General features: G+C 67.8%; 25 protein-coding genes and 3 tRNA genes. 12 read left to right on the plus strand and 16 right to left on the minus strand.

Translation table 11 applies throughout. From position 1 onward, the window contains the following. The first annotated feature begins 7 nt into the window (after positions 1-7). Positions 8-1,906: a sigma-70 family RNA polymerase sigma factor gene (locus tag KIT89_RS08545; RefSeq protein ID WP_297600296.1), complete on the plus strand. Its 1,899-nt coding sequence runs from the start codon at positions 8-10 to the stop codon at positions 1,904-1,906. A gap of 42 nt (positions 1,907-1,948) precedes the next feature. Here the strand turns inward: KIT89_RS08545 and KIT89_RS08550 are convergent, their stop codons facing one another. Further along, entirely contained in the window at positions 1,949-2,284 is a 336-nt protein-coding gene (locus KIT89_RS08550; protein ID WP_297600298.1) for an Lsr2 family protein, read from the minus strand. 223 nt (positions 2,285-2,507) lie between these two features. Between KIT89_RS08550 and KIT89_RS08555 the strand changes: the two genes are divergently transcribed. The 4 genes from KIT89_RS08555 to KIT89_RS08570 all read left to right on the plus strand — a co-directional run bounded on the left by KIT89_RS08555 (position 2,508) and on the right by KIT89_RS08570 (position 6,096). Next, on the plus strand, positions 2,508-3,407 hold the full coding sequence (locus KIT89_RS08555) for an ABC transporter ATP-binding protein (RefSeq protein ID WP_297600300.1): 900 nt from the start codon (positions 2,508-2,510) through the stop codon (positions 3,405-3,407). Next, complete coding sequence (locus KIT89_RS08560) at positions 3,404-4,261, plus strand: ABC transporter permease (protein ID WP_297600303.1); 858 nt, start codon at positions 3,404-3,406, stop codon at positions 4,259-4,261. The genes KIT89_RS08555 and KIT89_RS08560 overlap by 4 nt, the downstream gene beginning before the upstream one ends. Positions 4,262-4,324: 63 nt before the next feature. Continuing rightward, positions 4,325-5,473, plus strand: coding sequence for a sensor histidine kinase (locus KIT89_RS08565; RefSeq protein WP_297600305.1), 1,149 nt, complete (start codon positions 4,325-4,327; stop codon positions 5,471-5,473). Next, on the plus strand, positions 5,470-6,096 hold the full coding sequence (locus tag KIT89_RS08570; protein WP_297600307.1) for a response regulator transcription factor: 627 nt from the start codon (positions 5,470-5,472) through the stop codon (positions 6,094-6,096). Before KIT89_RS08565 ends, KIT89_RS08570 begins: the two co-directional genes overlap by 4 nt. Here KIT89_RS08570 and KIT89_RS08575 read toward each other — a convergent pair. Genes KIT89_RS08575 through KIT89_RS08590 form a run of 4 tightly spaced genes read right to left on the minus strand, consistent with a single transcriptional unit; the run spans position 6,093 to position 9,012 of the window. After that, positions 6,093-7,196 carry a UDP-N-acetylmuramate dehydrogenase gene (locus KIT89_RS08575; RefSeq protein WP_297600309.1) on the minus strand — a complete coding sequence of 368 codons (1,104 nt, stop codon included), beginning with the start codon at positions 7,194-7,196 and terminating at the stop codon, positions 6,093-6,095. The two genes, KIT89_RS08570 and KIT89_RS08575, sit on opposite strands and share 4 nt — an antisense overlap. Before the next feature lie 4 nt (positions 7,197-7,200). Then, the gene (locus KIT89_RS08580) at positions 7,201-7,617 is read right to left on the minus strand and encodes a MaoC/PaaZ C-terminal domain-containing protein (protein WP_297600311.1); all 417 of its coding nucleotides are present in this window, start codon (positions 7,615-7,617) and stop codon (positions 7,201-7,203) included. After that, positions 7,614-8,063, minus strand: coding sequence for a MaoC family dehydratase N-terminal domain-containing protein (locus KIT89_RS08585; RefSeq protein WP_297600313.1), 450 nt, complete (start codon positions 8,061-8,063; stop codon positions 7,614-7,616). Before KIT89_RS08585 ends, KIT89_RS08580 begins: the two co-directional genes overlap by 4 nt. Positions 8,064-8,091: 28 nt before the next feature. Beyond that, complete coding sequence (locus tag KIT89_RS08590) at positions 8,092-9,012, minus strand: hypothetical protein (RefSeq protein WP_297600314.1); 921 nt, start codon at positions 9,010-9,012, stop codon at positions 8,092-8,094. Positions 9,013-9,410: 398 nt separating this feature from the next. Between KIT89_RS08590 and KIT89_RS08595 the strand changes: the two genes are divergently transcribed. Further along, positions 9,411-10,004 carry a hypothetical protein gene (locus tag KIT89_RS08595; RefSeq protein ID WP_297600317.1) on the plus strand — a complete coding sequence of 198 codons (594 nt, stop codon included), beginning with the start codon at positions 9,411-9,413 and terminating at the stop codon, positions 10,002-10,004. A 15-nt stretch (positions 10,005-10,019) separates the two neighbouring features. Here the strand turns inward: KIT89_RS08595 and KIT89_RS08600 are convergent. From KIT89_RS08600 to KIT89_RS08625, 6 genes are all read right to left on the minus strand, one after another. Further along, a tRNA-Met gene (locus KIT89_RS08600) sits at positions 10,020-10,093 on the minus strand. Between the two features lie 31 nt (positions 10,094-10,124). Then, positions 10,125-10,196 (minus strand) — tRNA-Thr (locus KIT89_RS08605). A gap of 45 nt (positions 10,197-10,241) precedes the next feature. Beyond that, a complete protein-coding gene (locus tag KIT89_RS08610) occupies positions 10,242-12,080 on the minus strand; it encodes a glycoside hydrolase family 13 protein (RefSeq protein ID WP_297600318.1) in 1,839 nt (612 codons plus the stop codon). Then, entirely contained in the window at positions 12,077-12,994 is a 918-nt protein-coding gene (locus KIT89_RS08615; RefSeq protein WP_297603949.1) for a sugar ABC transporter permease, read from the minus strand. Before KIT89_RS08615 ends, KIT89_RS08610 begins: the two co-directional genes overlap by 4 nt. Positions 12,995-13,052: 58 nt before the next feature. Further along, complete coding sequence (locus KIT89_RS08620; protein WP_297603950.1) at positions 13,053-14,603, minus strand: ABC transporter permease subunit; 1,551 nt, start codon at positions 14,601-14,603, stop codon at positions 13,053-13,055. 162 nt (positions 14,604-14,765) lie between these two features. Beyond that, on the minus strand, positions 14,766-15,992 hold the full coding sequence (locus KIT89_RS08625; protein WP_297600320.1) for a maltose ABC transporter substrate-binding protein: 1,227 nt from the start codon (positions 15,990-15,992) through the stop codon (positions 14,766-14,768). 295 nt (positions 15,993-16,287) lie between these two features. Between KIT89_RS08625 and KIT89_RS08630 the strand changes: the two genes are divergently transcribed. Further along, entirely contained in the window at positions 16,288-17,991 is a 1,704-nt protein-coding gene (locus KIT89_RS08630) for an alpha-amylase family glycosyl hydrolase (protein WP_297600321.1), read from the plus strand. On the opposite strand, the gene KIT89_RS08635 is transcribed toward KIT89_RS08630, so the two are convergent. From KIT89_RS08635 to KIT89_RS08645, 3 genes are all read right to left on the minus strand, one after another. Beyond that, positions 17,988-19,094, minus strand: a complete 1,107-nt coding sequence (locus KIT89_RS08635; protein WP_297600323.1) for a peptidoglycan DD-metalloendopeptidase family protein — start codon at positions 19,092-19,094, stop codon at positions 17,988-17,990. The two genes, KIT89_RS08630 and KIT89_RS08635, sit on opposite strands and share 4 nt — an antisense overlap. A gap of 157 nt (positions 19,095-19,251) precedes the next feature. After that, entirely contained in the window at positions 19,252-20,079 is an 828-nt protein-coding gene (locus KIT89_RS08640; RefSeq protein WP_297600324.1) for an inositol monophosphatase family protein, read from the minus strand. Continuing rightward, positions 20,079-20,163 (minus strand) — tRNA-Tyr (locus tag KIT89_RS08645). The genes KIT89_RS08640 and KIT89_RS08645 overlap by 1 nt, the downstream gene beginning before the upstream one ends. Positions 20,164-20,305: 142 nt before the next feature. On the opposite strand from KIT89_RS08645, the gene KIT89_RS08650 reads away from it, so the two are divergent. Continuing rightward, positions 20,306-21,343, plus strand: a complete 1,038-nt coding sequence (locus KIT89_RS08650; protein ID WP_297600326.1) for a LacI family DNA-binding transcriptional regulator — start codon at positions 20,306-20,308, stop codon at positions 21,341-21,343. Here the strand turns inward: KIT89_RS08650 and KIT89_RS08655 are convergent. Continuing rightward, positions 21,288-22,073: a lytic transglycosylase domain-containing protein gene (locus tag KIT89_RS08655; RefSeq protein ID WP_297600329.1), complete on the minus strand. Its 786-nt coding sequence runs from the start codon at positions 22,071-22,073 to the stop codon at positions 21,288-21,290. The genes KIT89_RS08650 and KIT89_RS08655 overlap by 56 nt on opposite strands. A gap of 15 nt (positions 22,074-22,088) precedes the next feature. Here KIT89_RS08655 and KIT89_RS08660 point away from each other — a divergent pair, with 15 nt between their 5' ends. From KIT89_RS08660 to KIT89_RS08675, 4 genes are all read left to right on the plus strand, one after another. Then, the gene (locus KIT89_RS08660) at positions 22,089-22,577 is read left to right on the plus strand and encodes a YajQ family cyclic di-GMP-binding protein (RefSeq protein ID WP_297600332.1); all 489 of its coding nucleotides are present in this window, start codon (positions 22,089-22,091) and stop codon (positions 22,575-22,577) included. Between the two features lie 43 nt (positions 22,578-22,620). Then, positions 22,621-24,111, plus strand: coding sequence for a cardiolipin synthase (gene cls / locus KIT89_RS08665; RefSeq protein ID WP_297600335.1), 1,491 nt, complete (start codon positions 22,621-22,623; stop codon positions 24,109-24,111). Between the two features lie 89 nt (positions 24,112-24,200). Then, entirely contained in the window at positions 24,201-24,611 is a 411-nt protein-coding gene (locus tag KIT89_RS08670; RefSeq protein WP_297600338.1) for a DUF1801 domain-containing protein, read from the plus strand. A gap of 374 nt (positions 24,612-24,985) precedes the next feature. Further along, the gene (locus tag KIT89_RS08675) at positions 24,986-25,438 is read left to right on the plus strand and encodes a hypothetical protein (protein WP_297600340.1); all 453 of its coding nucleotides are present in this window, start codon (positions 24,986-24,988) and stop codon (positions 25,436-25,438) included. A 27-nt stretch (positions 25,439-25,465) separates the two neighbouring features. On the opposite strand, the gene KIT89_RS08680 is transcribed toward KIT89_RS08675, so the two are convergent. Then, on the minus strand, positions 25,466-26,818 hold the full coding sequence (locus KIT89_RS08680) for an FAD-dependent oxidoreductase (protein ID WP_297600343.1): 1,353 nt from the start codon (positions 26,816-26,818) through the stop codon (positions 25,466-25,468). Positions 26,819-26,820 lie beyond the last annotated feature (2 nt).

A 26,820-nucleotide genomic window follows, 5' to 3' on the forward strand; every position in this document is an offset into this window, starting at 1 on the left:
CGAGAACATGGGGGGTCGGGTCGACGACGTCTCTGACGATGCTCTGGCAGAACGGGCGCGCGACGGCGACACCGAGGCGTACGGCGAGCTGTGGCGGAGGCACGCGCACGCCGGGCTCGCGTCAGCTCGACAGTTTCAGTCGATCGCCGAACCAGAAGACATCGTCTCTGAGGCGTTCGCGCGCATTCTGCGAGCACTGCATCGCGACGGCGGACCCCGCGCGGGGTTTCGCCCCTACCTGTATCGCACGGTGCGCAATGTAGCGCTCGAGTGGGGGCGGTCGGCCCCTCCGCTCGACACCGTCAACCCCGACGCCGTCGACGAGATCGTCGTCGAGCCCGAGACCTCTGCGCTCGAGAGCATGGTCGTCATGCAGGCGTTTCGTCGCCTGCCCGAGCGGTGGCGCACGGTGCTGTGGTACACCGAGATCGAGGGAATGGAGCCCGCCGAGGCCGCGCCGCACCTGGGCCTCAGTGCGAACAGCGCCGCCGCTCTCGCCTATCGCGCGCGCGATGGGCTCAAGAAGGCGTGGTTGCAAGAGCACGTCGGAGACGTCACGCGCTCGCGCGAGTGCCAGTGGGCCGCGTCGCACATGGGCTCGTATGTTCGGGGCTCGCTCTCGCGTGCGAAGCTCGAGCGGTTCGACCGCCACCTCGACTCGTGCGCTCACTGCGCGGATCTGGTCGATGAACTCAACGACCTCGGCCGCAAGCTCGCGAGTGTCATCTTGCCGATCACGATCGGCGGGGCAGCCGCCGCAGCCGTCGCGCTGCGCGAACGTGACGCCACGACGACGCTTGACGCGGCCGCAGTGGGGCGTCGATCGGGCATCAGCGAGCGCACCGCCGCGGTGGCGTCTGTGGTACTCGCCGCGATGGCCATCACCTCAGCCTTCGCGATTCCTGTGTTGCCGTTCTCGATGGCACCAGATTCTGCTGCGGTCGACGATGTCGCCGCGCCCGTGGTGGCTCCTCCACCCGATTCCACCGCGCGGCCGGCTGAGGTGCCGGCACCCGACGACGACGACGCGCCCGAGCAGCCCTCGACGACCCCACCGCGGCCTGCTCCGATCGCCGCCCCACGACCCGCCCCGCTACCGCCGGTGGTGCTCTGGCCCGCCGACGGCACCCTGACGAACGAGGCGCGACCCGTGTTCAGCGGCACCGGAACACCCGGTGCCCGCGTCAGCGCCTGGTTCGCCGGCAGTGGTGCGGTCTCGGCGACAGTCGGCACTGGCGGCCACTGGCAGCTCACGCCGTCGAACCCCTTGCCCGATGGTGTCTGGAACCTCGGCTTCACCCAGATCGACCGCGCTGGCACCCACTCATCAACCACCACGATCACACTCGCCATCGACACCATCGCCCTCGCCCCCGTCATCGACGCGCTCCCCGCCGACCTCGTTTTCTTGCCTGAGCTCTCGGGCCTCGCCGAGCCGGGCGCCTCGGTGACGGTACTGATCGAGGGCGCGCCGGTCGCCGAGGTGTCGGCCAATGGTGACGGCGTGTGGTCGACACCTCTGCCCGACCCTGGAGAAGATGCTGGCGTGGCAATCACCGCCCAACAGGTCGACCGCGCGGGCAACGTCTCGCCCGAGTCAGATCCGATGCCTCCGTTGAACTTCGTGCGACCGTGGTTCGCCGCGCCCGCCGAGGGCGCTGTGCTGCCGTCGCAAGGAGGCGCGACGGTCGTGGCACTGCAGCTCGCCGGTGAGCCGGGTTGGCGTGTCGAAGTGCTCATCAACGGGGTCGCAACGGGCAACATCCATACGCTCGAGGCCGACCCTCTCGTGCGCCTGACCCCCGCGTTGGCCGACGGCAGTCACACGATCGGCCTGCGCTACATCGACCCCGGCACGGGCCGAGTGGGTTCTCTGCACCACATCACGTTCACGATCGCCTCGTAGCCGGCACCCTGCCGAGGGCCGGGGCGCCGCGCGGCCGCCCGCCTAGCGCTGCGCGGCGGCGTATGCCTCGCGCACGTCGGCAGGTATGCGCCCGCGGTCGCCGACCGTGTAGCCGTTGCGCTGCGCCCACTCACGCACGGCGGCGGTGTCGCTGTTGCCGGCCGAGCGCTTGCGCGGTGCCGCCCCAGAGCGGCGGCCCGTCGAGCGTGCTTTCGCGATGAACGGTGCGAGGGCATCCCGCAGCGTCTGCTGATTGCCGCGCGACAGGTCGATCTCATAGCTCGCGCCGTCGAGCGCGAACGTGACGGTGCCGCCGTCGCCCGGGGCGATCACGGTGCCGTCGAGATCGTCGACAAGTTCGGTGGTAATGCGCTTCACGGTATTTCCCCCTCGATATGCGGCAATTTCCCCACAGTTTATCGCCCGTGCCGTTCGCCATTCAGGCTGGCGTTTCACAGATGGCCGAATAACCGATCACCAACGGATGCTCAGCCTGAGTTGCGAACACGCGCGAGACGTGGCCGGGGTCAACCGGTCGGTTGACGCGCAATTCAGCCGGGCGGCCGTTTCGGTGCGGCGGTGCACCCGCGATGCTGAACTCATGACAACTCACGAGAACGTCGTCGAGGTGCGCGAGCTGCGCAAGACCTATGGCACCTACACCGCTGTCGACGGCATCACGTTCGATATTCACCGGGGCGAGACCTTCGCCCTGCTCGGCCCGAATGGTGCGGGCAAGTCGACCACGATCGAGATTCTCGAGGGCTACCGCGATCGCTCGAGTGGCGACGTGCGTGTGCTCGGCGTCGACCCTGAGAAGGCGATGCTCGACTGGAAGGCTCGGCTCGGCATCGTGCTGCAGTCGAGCGGCGAGAGCGGCAATGTGACCGTCGCCGAGCAGCTTCGGCACTTCGCCGCCCTCTACCCGAACCCCCGCGATGTCGATGAGGTGATCGCCGCGATCGGGCTCGAAGGCAAAGAGGGCGCGCTGATTCGCACGCTCTCGGGCGGTCAGCGGCGCCGCGTCGACGTGGCCGTCGGCATTGTGGGCCGCCCCGAGCTGCTGTTTCTCGACGAGCCGACGACGGGCTTCGACCCCGAGGCCCGCCGCAACTTCTGGCAGCTGATCCGGTCGCTGCAGAGCGAGGGCACGACCATCCTGCTCACGACGCACTACCTCGACGAGGCGGCGCAGCTCGGCGACCGGGCGGGCGTCATCGCCCAGGGGCGCATGGTCGACCTCGCCCCGATCGACGAGCTCGGGGGTCCGGATGCCCGGGTTCCTGTCGTGCGCTGGCGCGAGAACGACGCAGCACGAGAGCAGCGCACTGAGGCTCCCGCTGCGCTCGTCGCCGAACTGGTGGCGCGCCTGGGCGGCGAGCCCGAGGGGCTCGAAGTGATTCGCCCGAGCCTCGAAGACGTCTATCTCGACCTCGTCGGTCGAGAGCATGCGAGCGAGCTGGGCGCTGAAGCCCTCAACGAGATGGAGGCAGCACGATGACTGCGACGATGAGCACCGAGCGGCTACGCCGCACCGAATCGAGCGTCGGCCGCGCCCTGCGGCTGGGCTTCTTGCGCATCGGTTATGAAGTGCGCGCCTATTTTCGCCAGGGCGACACCGTATTCTTCACCTTTCTCTTTCCGGTGGTGATGCTGACCATTTTCTCGGTGTCGTTTAGCGAATCGAGTTTCGGGCAGACGGCGTCGGGCGAGACGATCACGGCGGCGTGGTTCTTTCTTCCCGCCATGCTGGCCGCGGGCGTGCTGCTGAGCGGTCTGCAGAATCTCGCCATCGATATCGCCGTCGAGAAGAGCGATGGCACTTTGAAGCGATTGGCGGGTTCTCCGCTGCCGGTGGTGAGCTATTTCATCGGCAAGCTCGGCCAGTCGTTCACGACGGGGCTCTTGCAGGCCGGCGTGCTGCTGCTGCTCGGCTTCACGGTGTTTCAGGTGCCGCTGCCCGAGAGCGCCGAGAGCTGGGTGACCTTCGCGTGGGTGTTCTCGCTCGGAGTGCTCTGCTCGGCCATTCTCGGCATCGCGCTGAGTGCCGTGCCCCGCAGCGGCAAGAGCGCGACGGCGGTCGTGATTCCGATCGCGCTCGTGCTGCAGTTCATCTCGGGCGTCTATTTGCGGTTCACCGACCTGCCCGAGTGGTTGCAGAACGTGGCGGCGGTGTTTCCGCTGAAGTGGATGGCGCAGGGCATGCGCAGCGCCTTCCTGCCCGACGAGCTCGTCGTGCTCGAGCAGGGTGAGTCGTGGAACCTGCCCGGCATCGCGATCGTGCTCGCCATCTGGCTCGTCGCGGGGCTCATCGTGACGAGCCTCACCTTCCGCTGGATTCGCAAAGACGCGTGAGGGTCAGGATGCTACGCTCGCGCACCTCGATCGACCCGGCCACCCGTGGCTAGGCTCGGTCGCATGACCGCCCGCCGAGTGTGGAGCGCCGCCGTGCTGGGCATGGCGGCGCTCTTGGCGACGCTGCTCGTCATCACGGTCGACCCGCCGTGGCGGCTCGCTCTCGGCTTCGCCGGTATCGCCGTGTTGGTCGTCGGCTGGTTCGCGTTCGGGATGCGGCGCGTTGATGACCCTCGGGGGGCTCCCCTGCTCATCGCCGCCGTCGCGGTGGCGTGCGCCCTCATGGTCTCGGGCACTCCGACGATGGCCATCGTGCAGGGCATCGCCTACCCGATCGCCTGGGTGTTCTGCGCGAGCGTGCGCCGGGCGGTCGTGAACAACATCGTGATCGCCGCGGGGGTCACGACGGGTTTCATCGTGAGCTTGGGCGCTTCGCCGTCGGCGCTGCTGCAGACCGCGTTCACGATGGTCATCTCGCTGGGCTTCAGCCTCATCATGGGCTTCTGGATCGCCCACATGAGCGAACTCGGCGAGCGCAACGGCCGCTTGCTCGCCGAGCTGCAGGGTGCGCAGTCGCAGATCGCCGCGCTGCACCGAGACGCGGGTGCGACGGCCGAGCGCGAGCACTTGGCGCGCGAGCTGCACGACACGATCGCGCAAGACCTGACGGGGCTCGTCATGCTCGCTCAGCGGGCACGGCGCGAACTGGGCGACGCCGACACGTTGCGCATGATCGAAGAGAGCGCCCGCGCGACCCTCGCCGAGACGCGTGCGCTGGTCGCCGCCGGCGCGGCACTGGGCGACACCGACGAGGGGCTCGCGCCGGCGCTGGCTCGCCTCGCCGAACGGTTCGCACGCGAGACGGGCGTGCAGGTCGACTGCGTCGTGCAGCCCGACCTGGCGCTCGGCCGCGATGCCGAGGTGGTGGTGCTGCGCTGCGTGCAAGAGGCGCTCGGCAATGCGCGCAAGCATGCGCGGGCATCCCGAGTCGGCATCGAGGTGACCACCGCCGATGGCGACCCGAACCGCGTTCGGCTCGTCGTGGCCGACGACGGCATCGGGTTCGACCCCGAGTCGAGGGCCGACGGCTTCGGGGTGAGCGGCATGACCGATCGGCTGTCGCTCGTGGGTGGCGTGCTCACCGTGCGCAGCGCCCCGGGGTCTGGCACGACGATCGTGGCCGAGCTGCCGAGTGCGACGGTGACCTCATGAGCGACAGTGTTCGCGTGCTCGTCGCCGACGACCACGCCGTGGTGCGCGCCGGCATCGTCGCGCTGCTGGCTGCCGAGAACGGCATCGAGGTGGTCGGCGAGGCGAGCGACGGCGAGCAGGCGGTCGAGCTGGCGGTGGCGCTGCGCCCCGATCTCGTGGTGATGGACGTGCGGATGCCCCGCCTCACGGGCGACGAGGCGACCGCCATCATTCGGCAGCGAGCCCCCGAGGTTCGCGTGCTCGTGCTCACCACCTATGAGACCGACGCGAGCATTCTCGCGGCCATCGAGGCCGGAGCGAGCGGCTATCTGCTGAAGGCTGCGCCGGCCGACGAGCTCATCGCGGGGGTGCGCTCGGTGGCGGCGGGCGAGGTGGCGTTGTCACCCACCATCGCCGCCCAGCTTGTCGCCCGGGTGCGCGAGCCAGCGCCCGTCGCGTTGACGCCGCGCGAAACCGAGGTGCTGCGGCTCGTCGCAGAAGGGCTGTCGAACCGCGAGATCGGCGAGCGGCTGTTCGTCGGTGAGGCGACGGTGAAGACTCACCTGCTGCGCACCTTCGAGAAGCTCGGGGTCAGCGATCGCACGCGCGCCGTCACCCTGGCGATGGAGCGCGGGCTGCTCTAGAGCTGCTGGTTGATGAAGACCGGTTCGGGGTGCAGTGCCACGCCGAACTCGCTCATCACGCGGGTCTGAATGTAGCGGGCGAGTTGCGCGATCTCGTCCGCTGTCGCGGTGCCGTGCGGGTTGGTGAGGGCGAGCGTGTGCTTCTTCGAGACGGATGCCCGTGACCCCGGCAGCGCGAACCCTCGAGTGATGCCCGAGTGCTCGATGAGCCAGGCCGCACTGAGCTTCACCGTCGACTCGACGGGCGGCGGCGGGGGTGCTGGCTCGGCGCCGAGCGGCACGGCGAGGGCGGGCGGGTCGGGCTGCTGCGCCCACCGCGGCGCTTCGGGCGGCAGCGTTCTGGCGAAGCTCTCGCTGACGATCGGGTTGGTGAAGAACGACCCGGCGCTCACCGAGTCGGGGTCGTGCTCGTCGAGCACCATGCCCTTGCCCGCGCGCAGTGCGAGCGTGGCCGAGCGCACGCCCGCGAGCAGTGCGCGATCTCCGATCTCGACGCCGAGCGAGTCTGCCAACTGGGCGTAGGCGACGGGTCTGCTGCGCGCGTCGTCGTTCACTTCGAGCGCGAGTTCGACGCTCAACACCACGACTGGCCACCCCTGCTTGATCGCACTCGTGCGATACGCCAGCCGCAGCTCGGGGGCCGGCACGAGTCGACGCTCGCCCGAGATCAGGTCGAGCACCTCGACCGACACGAGGCTTTCGGCCAGCTCTTGACCGTATGCGCCGATGTTCTGAATCGGGGCGGCTCCGGTCGAGCCGGGAATGCCGCTGAGCGCTTCGACGCCCGCCCAGCCCTGGTCGACGGTGTGGGCCACCAGGGCGTCCCACGGCTCACCGGCTTGCACGCGCAGCCTGATCGGTCGGCGCGAACCCTCCACGTCGGGCAAGCGTTCGACGCCGCGCGAGCGCACGAGAATGACCGTGCCCGGCACGCCTTCGTCACCGACGAGCACATTCGAGCCTCCGCCGAGCACGATCCAGTGCTCGCCCCTCGATTGAGCGTCGAGCACTGCGTCGACGAGCTCGTCGGCCGTCGTCGCCTCGACGATGCGCTCGGCCTGGCCGCCGACCCGCAGTGTGGTGAGTTCTGACAGCAGCATGCGGTCAGTCGAACGCGGTGACGCGAACCTGGGCCTTGCCGAGCACCGTCTGGTCGGCGAACGCCACGGTGAGGTCGATGCGAGCGGAGGTGTCGTCCACTGCACCGACCGTTGCCGTGATGGTGAGGTCGGCGCCGTCACGGGGGTCGACGACGACGGGGCGCGTGAACCTCACCTGGTAGTCGCTGACCCAGCCGCGGGCATCCGCCCAGTCGATGACGGGCTGCACGGCGATGCCCATCGTGAGCATGCCGTGGGCGAGTACGCCGGGCAGTCCGACCTCGGCGGCGACGTCGTCGCGGTAGTGAATGGGGTTGAAGTCTCCGCTCGCGCCCGCGTAGCGCACGAGGCTGTCGCGCGTGAGGTGCACGGTGCGTTCGGCGACAACCTGGCCGGTCTCGAGGCCATCGAGCAGGCTCATGAGTCGTCCCCTCTGATGACGAGCGTCGAGCTGCTCGTGACGACGTGGGCTCCGGTGGCGTCGGTCATGGCCGACTCGCTCGTGACCATGGCGTTGCCGCCGAGCGTCTTGATGCTCGTGACGCGCAGAGTCGCCGTCAGTTCGTCACCGGCGACGATGGGGCGCGAGTAGGAGAAGCGCTGGTCGCCGTGCACGACGCGGCTGAAGTCGATGCCCGCGTCGGGCTCGGCCAGCAGCTGCTGCAGGGTGGCCTCGGCGATGACGATCGGAAACGTCGGCGGCGCGACCACGTCGTCGAAGCCTGCGGCTCGCGCCGCGTCGACATCGTGGTGCAGGGGCGCGGTGGCGAAAACCGCGCGGGCGAACTCGCGCACCTTCTCGCGGCCGACTAGATACGGGGCCGTCGGGGCGAACGCGCGCTCGGTCAGTTCAGGGTTCACGGGCACACTCTCAGTCTAGGCGGGCCGGCGCAGCTCAGAAGAGGGTGGCGCCGAGCACGCGGTCGAGCATGCCGCGGCCGAGCGCACGCTCGGCGGCGAACCCGCGTGCCTCGCCGCGCACGAGCAGCTCAAGCCCTCGAGTCGCGGCAATCGCACGCAGCGCGAGATCGTCGCGCTCGGTGGGTATGCGGCCGTACCCGTGCAGAAAGGCGGCACGCAGCCATGGCTCATCTCGCCAGGGCCCGTACTCGAGCCAGAGCAGATCGGTGATGCGCGGCTCGAACTGCACTGCGCTGAAGTCGATGAGCCTGACCCGGCCGCCGGGGTCGATGACCCAGTGCCGGGGTTCGAAGCGGCCGTGCACGGGAACATGGTCGAGCTCACCGAGGTCTATGGCGGCGACGATGCACTCGCGGGCTCGAGCACGCTCGAGGGCGAGGCGCTGCCCACGCTCGTCGGCGGGGTCGGTGCCGTCGCCCCACAGTCGTTCGGCGGCGACGCTCCAGCGTTCGAACTCGGCGGCGATTGCCGGCCCGAACAGCGCGTGGCGGCGAGGAGGCTCGGCGTCGTGCAGTCGACGCAGCACATCGCCCGCGCGCTGGTGAATGTCGCCGTCGCGCTCATGCGGAGTGCCTGCTGCCGCTTCGCCGAGCAGTCGCGATAGCACGAGCAGTCTCAGTGCGGGGTCGCTCAGCACGATGCGCGGCGCATCGCCGCCGAGCGCTGCGGCGTACTGCTGCAGGGCTGTTGCTTCGCGGTGGTGGGGTGCGGCATCCCGATGCCATTTGACGACCACCTGCTCGTCGCCCCTCGTCACCACGTGCAAGACGCGCGATGCGCGATGCGCCCCCCAGTGCTCGACGACGACGTCGACCGGGCCGAGGGTGCGGTGCACGCGGTCGAGCACTTCGGCGTCGCTCGCGAGTCGCGTGGGGGCATCGACGGTGATGCTCATGGCCACTCCTTCTCACGACCGGGTGCCCCTATGCGAAACCCCGGCCCGCCGTCGTCGGCGTTCCGGGGTCTCGGGGGGCTGTGTGTCAGCGGGCTGCTACTGGCAGCTTTCGCACTGCAGCATGTCCATCGGGTCGACGGGCACGGCGTAGCCGCCAACGGTCTCGTTGTCGTTGTCCATGATGGACCTCCTTCACTGCGTTGTTCTCTGGTCTGTGTAGGCGCCGAAGCGACTGGGTCATCACTATATAACGGGAATCACACGAATGTCATTCCCCTACATGTTGTGTTTTCGGCGTGTCGCGCACTTTTTTCGACTCGACGTTGCGGCCCACTCGCAGGGCCGCCGCTCTACGCTGGTGCTGCCCCTCTTTGCTCCGCTACGCACCTAGAGAAACCATGCGATTTCTGCCCCGCCGCACCACCGACGACACGATGTGGTGGCCGTCGACGGTCGGCGGTGCCGCGCACCTCGTCGACGAGGGTGTTCTCGTTGCCCGCTCGGCCTTGCGCATGACTCTCAAGAATCTCGTCATCATGCATTCGCTGCGGGATGCCCAGCCGTGGCAGCACGACACCATCACCTCGCTCGCGCGCGACGCCGTGGCCGACCTCATCGCCGAACTGGGCGCCACGGCCGATCGCCTCGAAACGGATGTCGAGCGCTTCGCCGCACGAGCCGGCCGTTCGAGTCGCACGCAACGGCATCGCGCAGAACTCTCTCGGCTCACGATGCGCGCCCGCACCGCGCGCGGGGTTGTCGAGCGCTTGCGCGAACTACACGACGACCCCGAGGCGATCGACGCTCTCGTGCGCGTCGCCCGCGACGACATGCTCACCGAGCTGACGCAAGCCCGGCTGCAGCCCGAACGCGAAGCGATGCAGCAGTCTGACGACGAGCGTCGTGCCGCGATGGAGAGCGTCAAGGCAGACCTGCTCGAACTGCAGCAGCAGCGCGAGGCGTGGCGCGAACTGCGCGAGTCGGGGTGGTAGCGATCGACGAGTCGGTAGCGAGGGCGGGACTCGAACCCGCGACACCACGATTATGAGCCGTGTGCTCTAACCACCTGAGCTACCCCGCCGGGCAAGACACCCCCGCGAAGGAGTATCCAGAGCCCCGAGTCAGGATTGAACTGACGACCCCTTCCTTACCATGGAAGTGCTCTACCACTGAGCTATCGGGGCGTGGCCGCGCGCGAAACCGCAAACGGCACCAGAGAAGATTAGCACCTAGTCGAGGGGCGCTACCCCCGGCAACTGCCACGCGGTGAGCGCCATCCCGGTCGATCGCACGCGCGTGCCGTCGAGCGTCGCCGAGCCGATGAGCCGCTCGCCGCGACCGGCGATGGCGCTCGCCGGCAGCGTCACGTCGACGTCGCCTCGCGCGGCGAGTACGAGCACGCTCTCATCGGCGGTCTCGCGCACGAAGAGCAGGCTGTCGTCGTCGACGTGCAGCCAGCGCATGCCGCCGTGACTCAGCGCCGGATGCTCGCGCCGCAGCCGCACGAGGCTCGCGTAGAGCTCAATCGGGTCGGCATAGTCGTCGAGGCGATCCCATGGAATGGTGGTGCGCGAGTGCTCGCCGTTTTCGCCCGTGAAGCCGAACTCGTCGCCCGCGAACACGACGGGAATGCCGGGCAGGGTCATCGAGAGCCCGGCGGCGACTGCGATCGCCCCCGGGCGGGCGCGGTTGGCGAAGCGCGCAGTGTCGTGGGTGTCGAGCGCGTTCATGCCGTGCAGGCGCGAGCGCCACGGCATCGCCCCCGTGAAGCGTCGGTGGGCGTGGTAGACCTGCGTCGCCGTGTACTGCGGCATGACGGGGTAGGGCAGCCCGAAGAACCAGTCGATCTCGCCGGGCGTGCTCAACCACGCCCACACGGGCCGTGTGAAGTTGGCGTAGGTCATGGCGCCGTGCCAGCCGTCACCCTGCAGGTCTTTCGCGGCGTCGTTCGTGTATTCCGCGAGCAGCAGGGTGTCGGGGTTGATGTCGATCATCGTCTGGCGAATGGTGCGCCGCACCACGTGGTTGAGGTCGTCGTCGCCGAACCTGCCGGTCATGTTGGCCACGTCGATGCGCCAGCCGTCGAGCGAGAAGGGCGGCTTCATCCACTTCGCCACGACCGAGTCGGGGCCTTCGATGAAGCGTCGACGCAGCTCGAGCGAGTTCCAGTTGAGCTTGGGCAGGCTCGGCACTCCGAGCCACGACTCGTAGTCGCGCTGCTCGGCGTCGAGCCAGTAGTAGAACTCGCTCTCGGGAGTGCCGGGCTGCTCGTGTGAGGCGCGGAACCACTCGTGGGCATCCCCCGAATGATTGCTCGTGAGGTCGCCCATGACGCGGATTCCGCGCTCGTGCGCTGCGGCGGTGAGCCGCGCGAGGGCCTCGTCGCCGCCGAGCAGCGGGTCGACCCGGTCGAAGCTGTGGGCGTCATAGCGGTGGTTCGAGCGTGCAGGAAAAAACGGTGTCAGGTAGAGCAGCGTAACGCCCAGGCGCTCGAGGTGGTCGAGGTGCTCGGTGATGCCGTCGAGGTCACCGCCATAGAACTGCACGGGTGTCGAAGGGCCCTGGTAGATGGGCTCGTCGCTCCACTCGGCGGGCTCGGCCCACTCGGGCAGCGGCCGAGCATCGGCAGCGGCCGAGCGCGCGAAGCGGTCAGGAAACACCTGGTACATGACCGTCTCGGCCCCCCACGCGGGCGGCGGCGCGTGCGTGACGAGCTTGAAGTCGTCGTCGTCGCGCGTCTCGATGTCGCTCAGCCCCGTGCTGCACAACCAGTCGACGCGGCCGTCGTCGTGCTCGAGCACGAAGCGATAGCCGTGCACGGGGTTGCCGACCGTGATCTCGGCCTGCCACCACTGCGCGCCCGCGATCTCAGCGATGCGCCTCGCCTCATCGAAACGAGGTTCGTGATCGGGGTTCGATCGAGTGCGCACCGCGACGATGCGCCCGTATTCGTTCGGGATGCGCACGCGCACCCGCACGACGTCACCGAGCCGCGGGCTCGGGTTCGAGACGTAGAGCGCCGAACCGTCGTGGTGGGGTTCGAGAGCGAGCGGCAGGGCCGCGGTCACTTGACCGACCCCGCGGTGAGGCCACCGATGATGTACTTCTGCAAGTACAAGAACAGCGCCATGACGGGGATGGCCGCGAGCACGGCGCCGGCGGAGAAGATCGTCCAGTTGCGCGAGGTCTCTTGCGAGACGAACTGGTAGAGCCCCACCGCGAGCGTCTGCGATTGCGGGTTCGTGAGCACGATCGAGGCGATGACGAACTCGCTCGTCGTCGCGATGAACGACAGCAGGCCGACGACGGCGAGAATCGGGGCGACAAGGCGCAAGATGATCGTGAAGAAGATGCGGGCGTGGCTCGCGCCGTCGATCTTCGCCGCCTCGTCGATCGACACCGGCACCGTGTTGAAGAAGCCGTACATGAGATAGGTGTTCACGCCGAGCGCGCCGCCGAGGTAGACCAGAATGAGGCCCGCTTGCGTGCCGATGCCGATCTGCGGAAACACTTCGCCGATGCCGCTCAGCAGCAAGAAGATGGCGACGACGCCGAGCAGCTGCGGAAACATCTGCACCAGAATCAGCGTGAGCAGCCCGACGCGACGCCCCGTGAACCGCATGCGCGAGAACGCATAGGCGGCGAGAGCACCGAGAAAGACGGTACCGGCTGCGGCGACGAGCCCGATGACCATCGTGTTGATGAACCACGCCGCGTAGGGCTGCTGCGGCAACTGGAACAGCCTGACGTAGTTGCCGAAGTCGATCGTTCGGAAGAGCGTGTTCGAGCCGACGAGCGTGCCCGTGGGGTTGAGCGATGCCGAGAGCACATAGAGCAGCGGAAACGCCGCGAACGCGAGCATGACGAGACCGATGAGGTGCCGCCAGCCGGTGTCGCGCGCCCAGAACAAGAAGCCCCGCCTGCGGCGTTCGGGAATCGTGGTCGGGCGCTCGCCCCGCTGCGTGGTCGCCCCAGCGACCATCGGGTTCAGGCGGCTGCCGATCTCGGCGCCCTCGGCGGGGTTGAAGGGGTTCGTCATGTCAGTTCAGCTCCTCGAGCACCTTGGTCTGACGGAAGCTGATGATCGAAACCGTCGCGACGATGAAGAAGATGAGAATGGCGAACGCGCTCGCGAGCCCGTAGTCGCGGCCGGTGCCCTCACCGAACGCCACCTTGTAGACGAGCGTGATGAGAATGTCGGTGGCCCCGGCGTCGACACCCGCGGTGACGTCGCGCGGCCCGCCGCCGGTGAGCATGTAGATGATGTTGAAGTTGTTGAAGTTGAAGGCGAACGACGAGATGAGCAGTGGCGCCACCGAGACCAGCAGCAGCGGAAACTTGATGAGCCTGAACACCGCCCAGGGTTGCGCACCGTCGACGGTGGCCGCCTCGGTGAGCTCTTCAGGAATCGACTGCAGCGCCCCCGTGCAGATGAGGAACATGTAGGGGAACCCGAGCCACAGGTTGACGAGCAGCACGCTGAACTTCGCCAGCCACGGGTCTGTCAGCCAGGGGATGGCGGCGCCGCCGAACAGCACCTGGTTGATGAAGCCGAAGTCTTGATTGAAGAGGCCGAGCCAGACGAGCCCCGAGAGAAAACCCGGAAACGCGTAGGGCAAGATCATGATGAGCCGGTAGGCCTTCTTGCCCCGCATGTTCGGCTTGTTGAACACGATCGCCAAGAAGAGCCCGAGCGCGAAGGTCGTGGCCACCGAGAGAATCGCGAACGCGAAGGTCCAGATGGTGACGCTGATGAGCGGGCCGCGGATGTTCTCGGTCGTGAAGGCCTTGACGAAGTTGTCGAACCCGACGTTGATCGTCCACCCCGGAATCAGCTCACGGCCGGCGTCGTTGACGAAGGCGCCATCGCCGCCGTCTCGATAGACCCTGCCCTCACGGTCGATGAAGGTGTCGGTGGCCTCGTCGTAGGTGAGCGACGAGAGATAGAGGTAGGCGTTGCTGCCGTCTGGCGTGCGCAGGGCACCGTCATTGGGGTCGTCGGTGAGCGGAACCGCGATGTTGGTGATGGCACGCTGATTGCCGAGCAAGTCGTTGAAGGTGAGGGTCGTGAACCCCGGCAGCGAGTCGGCGCGGCCCGTGGAGTCGGTGCCGAAGTCGGTGACGCGTTCGAGCGGTCGCTCGTCGCCGCCGAGAAAGACCCCGCCATCGGGGTCGGTGACGAGAAACGAGTACTCGCCGAACTGCTCGAGCACCGTGATGCGAAAGGCCGGCGAGTCGGGCACGCGCGACTGCGCGGTCAGCAGAATGGTGGTGATCGCGTCGTCTTTCGAACCGTTGCGCCCGTCGCCGTAGTTGGTGAAGGCGATGTAGCCGCTGTAGACGACGACGAAGATCTGAAAGACGGCGAGAAACAGCAGCCCGGGGGCGAGGTATTTCGCGGGCAGCCAGCCGGGCCGCAGATAGATCCAGTTGATGATGACGGTGACGGCGAGCACGGCGCCGAAGGCGACCCATGACTCTTGCAGAAAGAGCATGAAGAGCCCGAAGACCGCGATCGCATCGATGATGCTCAAGAGGGCGATCTTGATCAGGATGCCCCGCACACTGCTGCTCGATCGCGGCGGCTTCATCGCCTGCCCGGGTGGGGCTGCATGCACCGCGAGGGCGGTCGCCGAAGGGGGGTTGCTCATGGTTCTCCGAACATCATCGTCGCGGCACCGAAGTGGTGCCGGAAGACCATCGGGGCAGTGTGGGCTCCGATGGCTTCCGGCACCAGGGTTATAGCGGTGAGATTAGCCGTCGATCTTCGACTGGATGCTCTCGACCATGGCGCGCCACAACTCGACCGGGTCACCCTGGCCGTTGATGATGGCAACCTCGGTCGAACCCCAGTCAGACCACACGACGTCCATCGCAGGAACGTTCGGCATGGGGTTGCCGTTGGCACCCACCTCACCGAACGCGGCGACGTCGGCGTTCGACTTCGCGGCCTCGAAGGCGCTCAGCAGTGCCGGGGCACGGCCACCGACCTCGTAGAGAGCGGTCTGCACTGCCTCGGTGCCGATGTAGTTCACGAGAAACTCGTTGGCCGCGAGCGTGTTCTCGCTGCGCGAGCTGATGAAGAAGCCCTGCACGCCCACGAACGGTGCAGCAACCTCGCCACCGGCCGACGGAATCGGGTCGATCGAGTAGTTGATGCCCGCTTCTTGGATGGCCGGCAGGTTCCACGGGCCGGTCAAGAAGAACGGCGACTTGCCGGCGACGAATTCTTCGCGGGCGATGTCACCCGAGATGTTGGTGTTGAGAATGCCGGCGGCACCCCACTCGCGCAGCTTGATGGCGAACGCCTCGCCGCCCTCGTTGCCGAGAGCGAGAGCCGAGGGGTCGTAGGTGCCGTCTGCCGTGATCTCGAACACCGGAGCGCCGAACGAGGCCTGCAGCGGGTAGAGGTGGTACGGGTCGGCGGCGTTCGGGTCGAGGCCCACCAAGAAGGGGTACTCGGCGCCCGATGCCTGACCGGCGGCGATCAGGTCGTCGAACGTGGCCGGAACCTCAGCGACGAGGTCGACGTTGCGCAGCATGGCGATGTTCTCGACCGAGTAGGGCAGACCGTAGTTCTGGCCTTCGTAGCTCATGGCCGTGATCGCGACCTCTTGGAAGTCGCCGGCCTTGTCGCCGAGCTCGAGCGGAGCGACGACGCCGTTCTGCACGAGCTTGCCGAGCCAGTCGTGCGCGCCCACGACGATGTCGGGGCCGTTGCCCGTGGGCGCCTGGGTGATGAAGTCGTCGCGAATCGCGCCGAAGTCTTTGGTGACGAGCTCGACGGTCACGCCGCGCTCTTCTTCGAACTGCGCTGCAATGCTCTCGAGCACGCCGGCGCGGTCTGCGTCGACCCAGACCGTGAGCGAGCCCTCGTACTGCGGGGCCTCGGGCTCAGCGGCAGAGCATCCGGAAAGAACGATCGCGGTGGCCGCTGCCATCGCTCCCGTCATCATCAAGCTGCGTGATGTCACCTTCATCGGTGGTCACCCTTTCGTGTGCGGACGACCCCGGTGCCGACCGGTGCGGGATGCCCTGCACGATGTGCAGCGCCACCCGACGCTCGAGAGGCCGTTCTCTTGGTGTGCTCGCGGACTGCAAGCGCTTCCATTAGGCCATATGCCCCGCTATTCTGCAAGCGCTTCCATTCGAGATGTCACGAATTTGTTATGGAGAGAGCGAGAAGCCCCGTGATCAGGCCAAGAACGGCAAGAAAGTGCGCCCCAAGCATGGAACCGGTCTCACGAACGGGCGTGGTGACATAAAGTGGCCCACATGCCTCACGACATCGCCACCCCAGTGACGCGACCCATCGAGCACCAGGGCACCGCCCGGCCCGGCTCTGAATGGTGGCGCTCTGCCGTCATCTACCAGATCTACCCCCGCTCGTTCGCCGACGCCTCGGGCGACGGCATCGGCGACCTCGCCGGCATCACCGGGCGCTTGCCCGCCCTGCGCGAGCTCGGCGTCGACGCCATCTGGCTCTCGCCGTTCTTCCGCTCGCCCCAGCGCGACGCCGGCTACGACGTGAGCGACTACTGCGACGTCGACCCCATCTTCGGCACGCTCGACGACTTCGATGCGCTGCGCGACACGGCGCACGACCTCGGGCTGCGAGTGATCGTCGACCTCGTGCCCAACCACTGCTCGAGCGAGCATCCATGGTTCATCGAAGCCCTCGCAGCCGGCCCCGGCTCGTCCGAGCGCGAACGCTTCATGTTCCGCGAAGGGCGCGGCGAGCACGGCGAGCTGCCCCCCAACAACTGGCAGTCGATCTTCGGTGGCAACGCGTGGACGCGCATCACCGAAGCCGACGGCACCCCCGGGCCCTGGTATCTGCACATCTTCGACACCTCGCAGCCCGACTTCAACTGGCGAAACCCCTGGGTCTGGCAGCAGTTTCGCGACATACTGCGGTTCTGGCTCGACCGCGGAGTAGACGGCTTCAGAGTCGACGTCGCGCACGGCCTCATCAAGAAAGACGGCCTGCCCGACATCGTCGAGCCCGAACCCGGCGAGAGCCTCGCCGAAGCGATGATGAAGCCCGACGAGGTGCCCTACTGGGCGCAGCCAGAAGTGCACGATGTCTGGCGCGACTGGAACCGCGTGCTCGCCGAATACGAAGGCGACCGCGTGCTGTGCGCCGAAGCGTGGGTCGAACCGCTCGAGAAGGCCGCCCTGTGGGTGCGACCCGACGAGATGCACCAGGCCTTCAACTTCAGCTACCTCGGCACGCCGTGGGAGGCAGAGCGGCTGCGATCGGTCATCGACGAATCGATCGCCGCCTTCACGGGCGTCGGCGCCCCCAGCACCTGGGTGCTCTCGAACCACGACGTCGTGCGCCACACCAGCCGCTACGGCCTGTCGACCTACGGCGCGGCACCCGCGAGCGGCATCGGCCCCAAGACCGAAGACAAGCCAGACGACGTGCTCGGCCTGCGCCGCGGTCGCGCTGCCACCGCACTCATGCTGAGCCTGCCCGGCAGCGCCTACCTCTACCAGGGCGAAGAGCTGGGCCTGCCCGAGGTGATCGAACTCGACGACCACGTGCGCGAAGACCCCACCTTCCACCGCACCAACGGCGAGGTCTACGGGCGAGACGGCTGCCGCGTGCCGATTCCGTGGGAGTCGTCAGCGCCGGCCTTCGGGTTCAGCAGCTCGGGCGACAGCTGGCTCCCGCAGCCGGCGCACTTCGCCCGGTTCGCCCGCGATGCCCAGCACGGGGTCGAAGGGTCGACGCTCGAGCTCTACCGCGCCGCGCTCGCACTGCGCGCCGCGCACGAGCTCGGCATGGGTGCTGTCGACTGGGTCGAAGGCTTCGGCCCCGACGTCGTGGCGCTGCGCAACCGCGACGTCACCGTCATCGCCAACCTTGGCTCCGCACCGGTCGAGCTGCCCGGCGGCGAGATCGTGCTGGCGAGCGGAGAGCTCGACGGCCGCACCCTGCCCACCGACACGACGGTGTGGCTGCTGGCCTAGCTCGCGTTCGCCTGCAACCAGGCGAAGGGGTCGATGGCGATGTCGTCGATGCGAATCTCGAAGTGCAAGTGGGCACCCGTCGACACACCGGTGCTGCCCACCGTGCCCACGAAGTCGCCCACCTGAATCTCTTGACCGACGACGAGCGGTGAGCTGTCGCGCGTCATGTGCGCGTAGGTGCTCGTCACCCGCTGACCGTTGATGACGTGGGCGATGATGGCGTGGTTGCCGAAGCCACCGCTGTGCTCGGCCTTGATGACGATGCCGTCGGCGATCGCATAGATCGGCGTGCCAGCGCCCGGGTTGAAGTCGAGGCCCTGGTGGTAGCTCGAGCACGAACGGCACGGGGCCGCGCGCTCACCGAAGCCTGAACTGATCGGCACCGCGTAGGGGAACGGCCAGCGCACAGCGCCCGTGCCGCTCGTTGAGTAAGAGAAGTTGCGGTTGCCGTACTTCAGTCGCAGCATCTCGGCGTATGAGGTGACGCTCCACTCGTCTCGCGATGCCGTCGTCGCGGCATAGTTCTCGCCCGCCTCGACGTCGAGCACCTGGCCCTCGGCGGGCGGCGAGGCGTTCGACGCGTCGGTGAGCGTCATGGCCGCCATGGCGTTCGACGACGGCGGAGCCGACGGGTCGAACAGCGCCGTGGCGGGCACCGAGGTGCCGACGAGCAGCGCGGCGGCGGCGAGCATGACGATCGGGGGGAAGGCGCGCTTGGCGATGCGACGACGCAACGGCGGGCGAGGCGCGACCGCCTTCTGAGGCTCGGGGGCGGTGAGCGCGGCGACCGGGGGCTGAGCGGCGACGAGCGCAGGCTGTGAGCGCTTCGCCGATCGCTCGGGGCGACGCGCCCCTGCGCGCGAGCGCGGCGACGAGGTGCGCGCCCGCTCGGCTTCGCGCTGCGCGCGACGGCTCAGCGGCACGAGGTCGGTCGAGCGGCTCGAATCGATCGGCACGAGCGCAGCGGTGGCGACGTCGGCGACGGGCGACAGAGCAGAGGATTTCTCGGTGAAGGTGAAGCCCAGAGACTCGAGGTCAGCAGTGGGGGTGTCTCGGGAGTTCTCATCTGAACTCCCCGACAGCCACGGGAACTCGTCGTTCACAGTGTCAGTCAGCCTCAGTGGTCAGTGCCGCGAGCCGGGCAAACACGCGCCCCTTCGTGGTGCGTGAGGGGCCCATGCTCGACATGGCACGCGAATTATCACGGATTGGTAAACCTTACCCCCGCGCCGCCGGTCAGCGAAAGTCCTTGAAGCTGATTCATAGATCAGGTACCGCGCCGACCTCGTGCAGCACGGCTTCGAGAGCTGCAGCGAGTTCGGGATGCGCGGCGAGCAGAAAACGATGATCGCCGCGAGCGCCGTGCGCCCCCGACACGCGAGCCCCGGCCTCGGCGGCGATGAGCCCGCCCGCCGCGTGATCCCACGGGCTCAGCGTGCGCTCGAAGTAGGCGTCGACGCGACCGCATGCCACCGCGCACAGATCGAGCGAGGCGGTGCCCATGCGTCGCACGTCGCGCACGAGCGGCAGCAGACGCGCCACCGCCGCGCCCTGCTCGGCGCGCGTGTCGGCAAGGTAGGCGAACCCGGTGGCGACGAGCGCCTGTGAGAGCTCGACGGCGGGATTCACCTGCAGGCTGCGCTCACCCACGTGCGCACCGCCGCCGGCCGTCGCCGAGAACAGTTCACCGCTGGCAGGGTTGACGACCACTCCGGCGAGCGCGCGCCACGACTGAGGGTCGGCCTCGCCTTCGACGACCGCGATGCTCACCGCATAGTGCGGAACGCCGTAGAGAAAGTTGACCGTGCCGTCGATGGGGTCGACCACCCAGGTGAGCCCGGTCGTGCTGCTGTCAGCCGCCGACTCTTCGCCGAAGAAGCCATCGCCAGGCCGCTGCTCGGCCAGCCGAGCCCTGATGAGGTCTTCGACATCGCGGTCGACCTGCGTGACGACGTCGACCGCCGACGACTTGCGGTCGGCCACCTCGACGGTGCCGCGCCGCGCGTCGGCCACGAACTCTGCCGCCTCGAGGGCGATCGTTCGCGCAACCGTCAGCAGTTCGGCAGCGGGGCGCGATGTGAGAGACATGGTGGCGAGTGAGGGATTCGAACCCCCGAATGCTGAGCAGTCTGATTTACAGTCAGATCCCTTTGGCCGCTTGGGTAACTCGCCATGCACGCCCGACCGGTGTGTTCACCGAGCGGATGCGCCCGTCAAGAATACAAGAGCGGCGGGGTGCGCGTCACCACGCAGCATCGGCGCCGTCACCACTGCGGTTATCCTGACCACAACAAGAGAGCGAGGCTGCCATCGCATGACCGGCATCGACGACGTCGCCCGTCGCGCAGGAGTCTCGACGGCCACCGTCTCGCGCGCCCTCAGCGGCCGCGGGCACGTCGCCGCCTCGACCCGCGAGAAGGTCGAAGCCGCTGCCGCCGAACTGGGCTATGTGGTGTCGGCGAGCGCCTCGAGCCTCGCCACGGGCCGCACCCGCAACATCGGCGTCGTCGTGCCCTTTCTCAACCGCTGGTTCTACACCTCGGTCATCGAAGGGGCGCAGCGTCGCCTCATGCAGTACGGCTACGACCTCACGCTCTACAACCTGTCTGGCGACGACCACGAGCGGTCGAAAGTCTTCGACGACCACCTGCTGCGCCAGCGGGTAGACGCCGTGATCGCCGTGAGCCTCGAACTGACCGCCGCCGAGATCGCCTCGCTGCACGCGCTGAGCAAGCCCCTCGTCGGCGTCGGCGGGCCGCTGAGCGGCGTGCGCACGCTCAGCATCGACGACGTGGCTGTCACCAAGCTCGCCACCGAGCACGTGCTGTCGCTCGGGCACACGCGCGTCGGGCACATCGGCGGCGACGTCGATCGCGAGCTCGCCTTTCACCTGCCCACGAACCGGCGGCTCGGCTACGAGGCGGCGCTGCGCGAAGCGGGGCTCATCCCCGAACCCGACCTCTACTTTCCGGCCGTGTTCACCATCGAGAGCGGCTACACCGCGGCGAAGCAGATGCTCGGCAACCCGCGCCTTCGCCCGACGGCGATCGTCGCCGCGAGCGACGAGATGGCGATCGGCGCCATTCTGGCGGCGCGCGACATGGGGCTCGACGTGCCGGGCGAGCTGTCGGTGATCGGCATCGACGACCACGAGCTCGCAGCGTTCTTCGGCCTGTCGACGGTGGCGCAGTACCCCGAGCTGCAGGGTGAGCGCGCCGTCGAACTGCTCATGGAAGAACTGCAGCCCCGCAGCGGTCACGACCTCGACGACGAGAACACTCCGCTGCCGTTCGAGCTCATCGTTCGCTCGACCACTGCTCGGCCGCAACGGCGTAGCGCTGCGACGCGGTAGCGACCGCGTCGAGGTAGCTGCTCGGGCTGTTGTAGGCCGCGATGCCGGCACGCCACGACTCTTCGTCGCCGAGCGTCGGCACCGCGCGGCACAGGTAGTTGGCGGCCGCGAGCGCGGCGTCGTCGATGTTGTGCGGGTCGGCGACGCCGTCGCCGCTCGCGTCGATCATCCAATTGCGCCACGTCGCCGGAATGAACTGCATCGGCCCGATCGCGCGGTCGAACTCGGTGTCTCCGTCGAACTCGCCGCCGTCGGTGTCGGCGATGAGCGCCGTGGTCGAGCCGTCGAGGGCGATGCCGATGATGGGCGGGCTCACGGTGCCGTCTTCGGCGATGGATGCTGAGCCATAGCTGCCGTGCCGCGACTCGACCCAGCCGATGCCGGCGAGCGTGTTCCAGCCGAGCTCGCAGTCTGGCCGCTCGTCATGCTTCGCGAGTGCGGCGCCCGCGTAGGCGGCAAGAGCCCGCGGGGTGATGCCCGTGGCCTCGGCGACCGCGGCCACCCACTGCGGGTCCACTCTGCCCGAGACCCCCGGGCGAGTCGGAGTCGCCGCTTCGGGAGGCAGCGGCGCGGGTGCGGCCCAGCGCGGCGGGGGCTCTGCGGGGGGCTGGGGCGCAGCATCCACCACCGCTACCGGTGGGCGGGGCGTCAGCAGATGCACGAGGCCGGCCACGACGAGCGTGCCGAGCACGAGCCCCACGATGAGTCGGGTGATCGCGGCAGGGCTCATGGTTACGATGGTCGCATGGCTGATTCCTCATTCGACATCGTGAGCAAGGTCGACAAGATGGAGGCGGAGAACGCCGTCAACCAGGCGCAGAAAGAAGTCGCGCAGCGCTACGACTTCAAAGGCGTCGGGGCGTCGATCGAGTGGAGCGGCGAGAAGCTGCTGCTCAAGGCGAGCGCCGAAGAGCGCGTCAAGGCTGTGCTCGAGGTGCTCGAGTCGAAGATGATCAAGCGCGGCATCGGTGTGCGCAGTCTCGACACCGGCGAGCCCTACGCGAGCGGCAAAGAGTTTCGCATCGAGGTGGGGCTGAAGAACGGTATCTCGAGCGACGACGCAAAGAAGATCTCGAAGATCATCCGCGACGAGGGGCCGAAGAGCGTGAAGAGTCAGATTCAGGGCGACGAGCTGCGAGTGCAGTCGAAGAGCCGCGACGACCTGCAGGCCACGATGGCGCTGCTGAAGGGCAAAGACCTCGACGTCGCGCTGCAGTTCGTGAACTTCCGCTGACGCTCGCACCGGCCGCGTCACGCGCGCTCACTAGACTGCGCCCATGACCGACGACGTGACGATCAGCGGCGTGGGGGCCTGGATCGCGCTCATCGTCTCGCTGCTGGTGCTCGTCGCGCTGTTCGCGATCGCGATCGCGGCGCTCATCGTTGTTCCGCGCAATCGCCGGCCGCCGAGTGCGCTCGCCTGGCTGCTGCTGATCTACATTCTTCCCTTCATCGGGTTCTTGCTGTTTCTCATGCTCGGGTCGCGTCGCCTGCCGAAGCGTCGACGTGATCAGCAAGACGAGATCAACACCTACATTCTCGAGACGACCGACGGCATGGATCGAGTCAGCAAAGACTCGCCGTGGCCGCCCTGGCTCGAGCCGATCGTCGAACTGAACCGCAACCTGGGGGCGATGCCGCTCGTCGGTGGCAACACCGCCAAGCTGTACACCGACTACTCGGGTTCGATCGCGGCGATGACGGCCGCTGTGCGGCTGGCCGAGCGCTCGGTGCACGTCGAGTTCTACATCATGTCTGTCGACGATGAGACTGAGATCTTCTTCGAGGCGCTGGCCGACGCCGCGGCACGAGGGGTGACCGTGCGCGTGCTGTACGACCATGTCGCGTCGCTGCGCGTGCCCGGCTACCGTCGGCTGCTGAAGAGGCTCGACTCGATGGGGGCCGAGCATCGCGCGATGCTGCCGATTCGGCCGTGGCGGGGTCAGTGGCAGCGGCCCGACTTGCGCAATCATCGCAAGTTCTTGATCGTCGACGGGTCGATCGCGTTCACCGGCTCGCAGAACCTGATCGCTCGCCACTATCACCGCCGCACCCGCCGCGATGGTTCGCAGCTGGTGTGGGAAGAGCTCATGGTGCGGTTCGCCGGCCCGATCGTGGCGGGCATCGAGGCGCTCTTCGCCACCGACTGGTACAGCGAGACGGGTGAGCTGCTGCTGCGTGAGACGGTTATTCCGCCCGAGATCGACCCCGGGCAGGGTCTCGATGCGCAGGTGGTGCCGAGCGGGCCGGCGTTCGAGGGCGAGAACAATCTGCGGCTGTTCAACTCGCTGGTCTATGCGGCGCAAGAGCAGATTCAGATCTGCTCGCCCTACTTCGTGCCCGATGAGTCGATGCTCTACGCGATCACCACGGCGGCTCAGAGCGGGCTCGACGTGCAGTTGTTCGTCTCTGAGATCGGCGATCAGACTCTGGTCTTTCACGCGCAGCGCTCGTACTACGAAGAGCTGCTGCGCGCCGGTGTGCGCATCTGGCTCTACCGTTCGCCAACGGTGCTGCACGCCAAGCACTTCACCGTCGACGACGAGGTGGCGATCATCGGCTCGAGCAACATGGATATGCGCTCGTTCAGCCTCAACCTCGAAGTGTCGGTCATGGTGCGAGGCGAGTCGATCATTCGCGAGCTGCGTGAGATCGAGCAGTCGTACCGCGACAATTCGACCGAGCTGCTGCTCGACGACTGGTTGCGGCGCCCGGCGCACATGCGCATCTTCGACGATCTGGCGCGCGTGACTGCAGCGGTGCAGTAGGGGCGAGTTCGAGGGGCGCGGCTCGGTGGGCGCTGCTCAGGAGACGCCGCTCAGTAGACGCCGCCTCTTCTCGGGCGTACCGTGTCGGCATGACGCAGAAGACGTTGCCGACCAACGTGCCGGTCGACGAGTTCTTGTCGACGCTCGACGCCCGGCGCGCTGCCGAAGGTGCTGAGCTCGTCGACCTCTACCGCTCGGCGACGGGAGCCGAACCGGTCATGTGGGGGCCGTCGATCGTCGGCTTCGGGCAGTACGCCTACACGTATGCGAGCGGGCATGAGGGAGTCTGGCCGCGCACGGGGTTCTCGCCTCGCAAGGCCAAGCTGTCGCTCTACGGTCTGCAGAGTCACCCCGACTCGGCCGCTCTGCTCGATCGACTCGGGCCGCACACCTCAGGCGCAGACTGCGTCTACGTGACGAGGTTGTCGGCGATCGACCTCGACGTGCTGCGCGAGCTCATCACCCTCGGATGGTCCACCACCGCCGACACCGCCCTCTGACGCGCAGGCTTCTCGCAGCCTCCTCCTCCCGCCGCCCGCGACCTCGCCGGCCACTCCCCGCTCCCGCATCCCCGCATCCCCGCCTCGCCGCGGGGAGGCGGTTCACACTTCGGCCTCCTTCCACAACAGCGGAAGCGGTGAATCGACGTCGCCCTGTCCGCTGTTGTGGAAGGAACACACAGTCAATGCCGGGGTGGGACGAAGCGCCCCGGTTGCACCGCGATACATACGGTGTATGCATTGGGTGTGATGTGTGCCGCAGGTGGGGCGGCGTGATCGACGTCGCCTCCTTCACAGGGGCTGACGTCGCGGGCGCATTCTCGCGCGAGCGACAGAGAGTGCGACGCCGAGCATCCTGACTCCATGCTTTCTCGATGCGCGGATACGGAGGCTTCGAAGAGTTCATTCGGTCGCGAGGCGGCATCGTCGCCCGCTACGAGCTGCTCGCGGCGGGGTGGACCGCCGACGAGCTGCGCATCGCGTATGGCAACTACGGTCGACCACCCCGATTGCGCAGGGGTTGGTACTTCTCGAGCGACGTACCGGAGGTGGTGCGTCGCGCATGGAAGCACGGGGGTCCGCTCGCGTGCGTCAGTGCGCTGCAGTGGCACGGAGTGCTGCCTAGCACAGCAGACAGTAACGAGCCCGCGCACAGCTCGGCCCTGCACATCTGCCTGCCCCGGCATGCTCACCGTCGACGCGTCGAAGCCAACTCTCCGCTGCGGGTGATCAGGCACTGGCACGACGCGTGCCTTCGCGAGGGCAACCGATGGGCGGTGCCCATCGAGGTCGCACTCGAGCAGCAGCGATGGTGCACCGCCCGGTGACCGGGCACCCCACCCGGCGACCTGCACTCAGTCTCGCGAGATGCGAATCATCTCGTCGCGCGGCACGACCTTGATGCGCTCGCGGCCCTGCGCCTGGCCGAGAGCGACTTCGTGGGCGTCGAGGCGGTGCCATCCGTCGAGGTTCGTGAAGAGCACACCGCGCTCGTCGAGCAGATCGACCACGGCCTGCTCGTCGGGCTCAGCAGGGCTCCACCACGACCCCTGGTCGGTGACCAGATGCTGCACCGTCTCCATCGCATCACTCTTCGTGTGGCCGATGAGGCCGACCGGGCCGCGCTTGATCCACCCCGTGGCGTAGACGCCCGGCAGCTGGCGGTTGTCGTCGCCCAGCACCTGACCCTCGTGGTTCGGAATCACCCCGTGCCGCTCATCGAACGGAATCTCGGGCAACGGCGACCCGAAGTAGCCGACCGCGCGATAGATCGCCTGCACCGCCACCTCGCGAACCTCGCCCGTGCCGCGCACGCCGCCGGCACCATCGGGCTCAGTGCGCTCATACCGAAAGCCCGACACCGCACCCTCGGCGTCGGTGAGCACCTCGCGCGGCAGCGCATAGAAGTGCAAGTGCAGCCGGCGAGACGCCGACCCTGTTTCACGAGCCCGCCACTGGGTGAAGATGCGGTCGATGACCGTGATCTGCTTGTTCGACTCGATCGCCCGACGCGACGCTTCGTCATAGTCGAAATCTTCATCGTGCACGATGACATCGACGTCGCGAAGCTCACCGAGCTCGCGCAGCTCGAGCGGCGTGAACTTCACCTGCATCGGCCCGCGGCGGCCGAACACGTGCACGTCGGTGACCGGCGATGCCTGCAGGCCCCGGAACACGTTGTCTGGCACTTCAGTAGGCAGCAGATCTTCAGGGTGCTTGGCGAGCATGCGCGCCACGTCGAGCGCCACATTGCCGTTGCCGATGACCGCCACCGACTCGGCCGTCAGCGACCACTCGCGCGGCACGTCGGGGTGGCCGTCGTACCAGCTGACGAAATCTGCCGCGCCATAGCTGCCACGAGCATCGATTCCGGGAAGGTCGAGCGCAGCATCCCGAATCGCGCCCGTCGAGAAGATGACCGCGTGATAGTGACGCTTCAGGTCGTCGAGCGTGATGTCGACGCCGTAGCGCACGTTGCCGAAGATGCGAATGTCGCCCGAGTCGAGCACGTCGCGCAGCGCATTGATGATGCCCTTGATGCGCGGGTGATCGGGGGCGACGCCGTAGCGCACGAGCCCATACGGCGCCGGAAGCTGCTCGAAGAGGTCGATCGAGACATCGAAAGGGCGCTCGTGCTTGAGCAGAATGTCGGCGGCGTAAATGCCGGCCGGGCCGGCACCGACGATGGCGAGCCTGAGCTTGGTCATGC

Origin of the sequence: Microcella sp., assembly GCF_025808395.1 — a bacterium.
GTDB lineage: Bacteria > Actinomycetota > Actinomycetes > Actinomycetales > Microbacteriaceae > Microcella.

What these genes read in the sequence shown, in the direction of transcription:
- KIT89_RS08575 (WP_297600309.1), bottom strand. Translation starts at nt 7,196, where the DNA reads ATGCTGCTGTCAGAACTCACCACACTGCGGGTCGGCGGCCAGGCCGAG.
- KIT89_RS08595 (WP_297600317.1), top strand. Translation starts at nt 9,411, where the DNA reads ATGCGATTTCTGCCCCGCCGCACCACCGACGACACGATGTGGTGGCCG.
- KIT89_RS08565 (WP_297600305.1), top strand. Translation starts at nt 4,325, where the DNA reads ATGACCGCCCGCCGAGTGTGGAGCGCCGCCGTGCTGGGCATGGCGGCG.
- cls (WP_297600335.1), top strand. Translation starts at nt 22,621, where the DNA reads ATGACCGACGACGTGACGATCAGCGGCGTGGGGGCCTGGATCGCGCTC.
- KIT89_RS08650 (WP_297600326.1), top strand. Translation starts at nt 20,306, where the DNA reads ATGACCGGCATCGACGACGTCGCCCGTCGCGCAGGAGTCTCGACGGCC.
- KIT89_RS08555 (WP_297600300.1), top strand. Translation starts at nt 2,508, where the DNA reads ATGACAACTCACGAGAACGTCGTCGAGGTGCGCGAGCTGCGCAAGACC.
- KIT89_RS08590 (WP_297600314.1), bottom strand. Translation starts at nt 9,012, where the DNA reads ATGAGCATCACCGTCGATGCCCCCACGCGACTCGCGAGCGACGCCGAA.
- KIT89_RS08560 (WP_297600303.1), top strand. Translation starts at nt 3,404, where the DNA reads ATGACTGCGACGATGAGCACCGAGCGGCTACGCCGCACCGAATCGAGC.
- KIT89_RS08640 (WP_297600324.1), bottom strand. Translation starts at nt 20,079, where the DNA reads ATGTCTCTCACATCGCGCCCCGCTGCCGAACTGCTGACGGTTGCGCGA.
- KIT89_RS08580 (WP_297600311.1), bottom strand. Translation starts at nt 7,617, where the DNA reads ATGAGCCTGCTCGATGGCCTCGAGACCGGCCAGGTTGTCGCCGAACGC.
- KIT89_RS08670 (WP_297600338.1), top strand. Translation starts at nt 24,201, where the DNA reads ATGACGCAGAAGACGTTGCCGACCAACGTGCCGGTCGACGAGTTCTTG.
- KIT89_RS08675 (WP_297600340.1), top strand. Translation starts at nt 24,986, where the DNA reads ATGCGCGGATACGGAGGCTTCGAAGAGTTCATTCGGTCGCGAGGCGGC.
- KIT89_RS08615 (WP_297603949.1), bottom strand. Translation starts at nt 12,994, where the DNA reads ATGGTCGCTGGGGCGACCACGCAGCGGGGCGAGCGCCCGACCACGATT.
- KIT89_RS08630 (WP_297600321.1), top strand. Translation starts at nt 16,288, where the DNA reads ATGCCTCACGACATCGCCACCCCAGTGACGCGACCCATCGAGCACCAG.
- KIT89_RS08620 (WP_297603950.1), bottom strand. Translation starts at nt 14,603, where the DNA reads ATGAAGCCGCCGCGATCGAGCAGCAGTGTGCGGGGCATCCTGATCAAG.
- KIT89_RS08660 (WP_297600332.1), top strand. Translation starts at nt 22,089, where the DNA reads ATGGCTGATTCCTCATTCGACATCGTGAGCAAGGTCGACAAGATGGAG.
- KIT89_RS08680 (WP_297600343.1), bottom strand. Translation starts at nt 26,818, where the DNA reads ATGACCAAGCTCAGGCTCGCCATCGTCGGTGCCGGCCCGGCCGGCATT.
- KIT89_RS08545 (WP_297600296.1), top strand. Translation starts at nt 8, where the DNA reads ATGGGGGGTCGGGTCGACGACGTCTCTGACGATGCTCTGGCAGAACGG.
- KIT89_RS08570 (WP_297600307.1), top strand. Translation starts at nt 5,470, where the DNA reads ATGAGCGACAGTGTTCGCGTGCTCGTCGCCGACGACCACGCCGTGGTG.
- KIT89_RS08655 (WP_297600329.1), bottom strand. Translation starts at nt 22,073, where the DNA reads ATGAGCCCTGCCGCGATCACCCGACTCATCGTGGGGCTCGTGCTCGGC.
- KIT89_RS08625 (WP_297600320.1), bottom strand. Translation starts at nt 15,992, where the DNA reads ATGAAGGTGACATCACGCAGCTTGATGATGACGGGAGCGATGGCAGCG.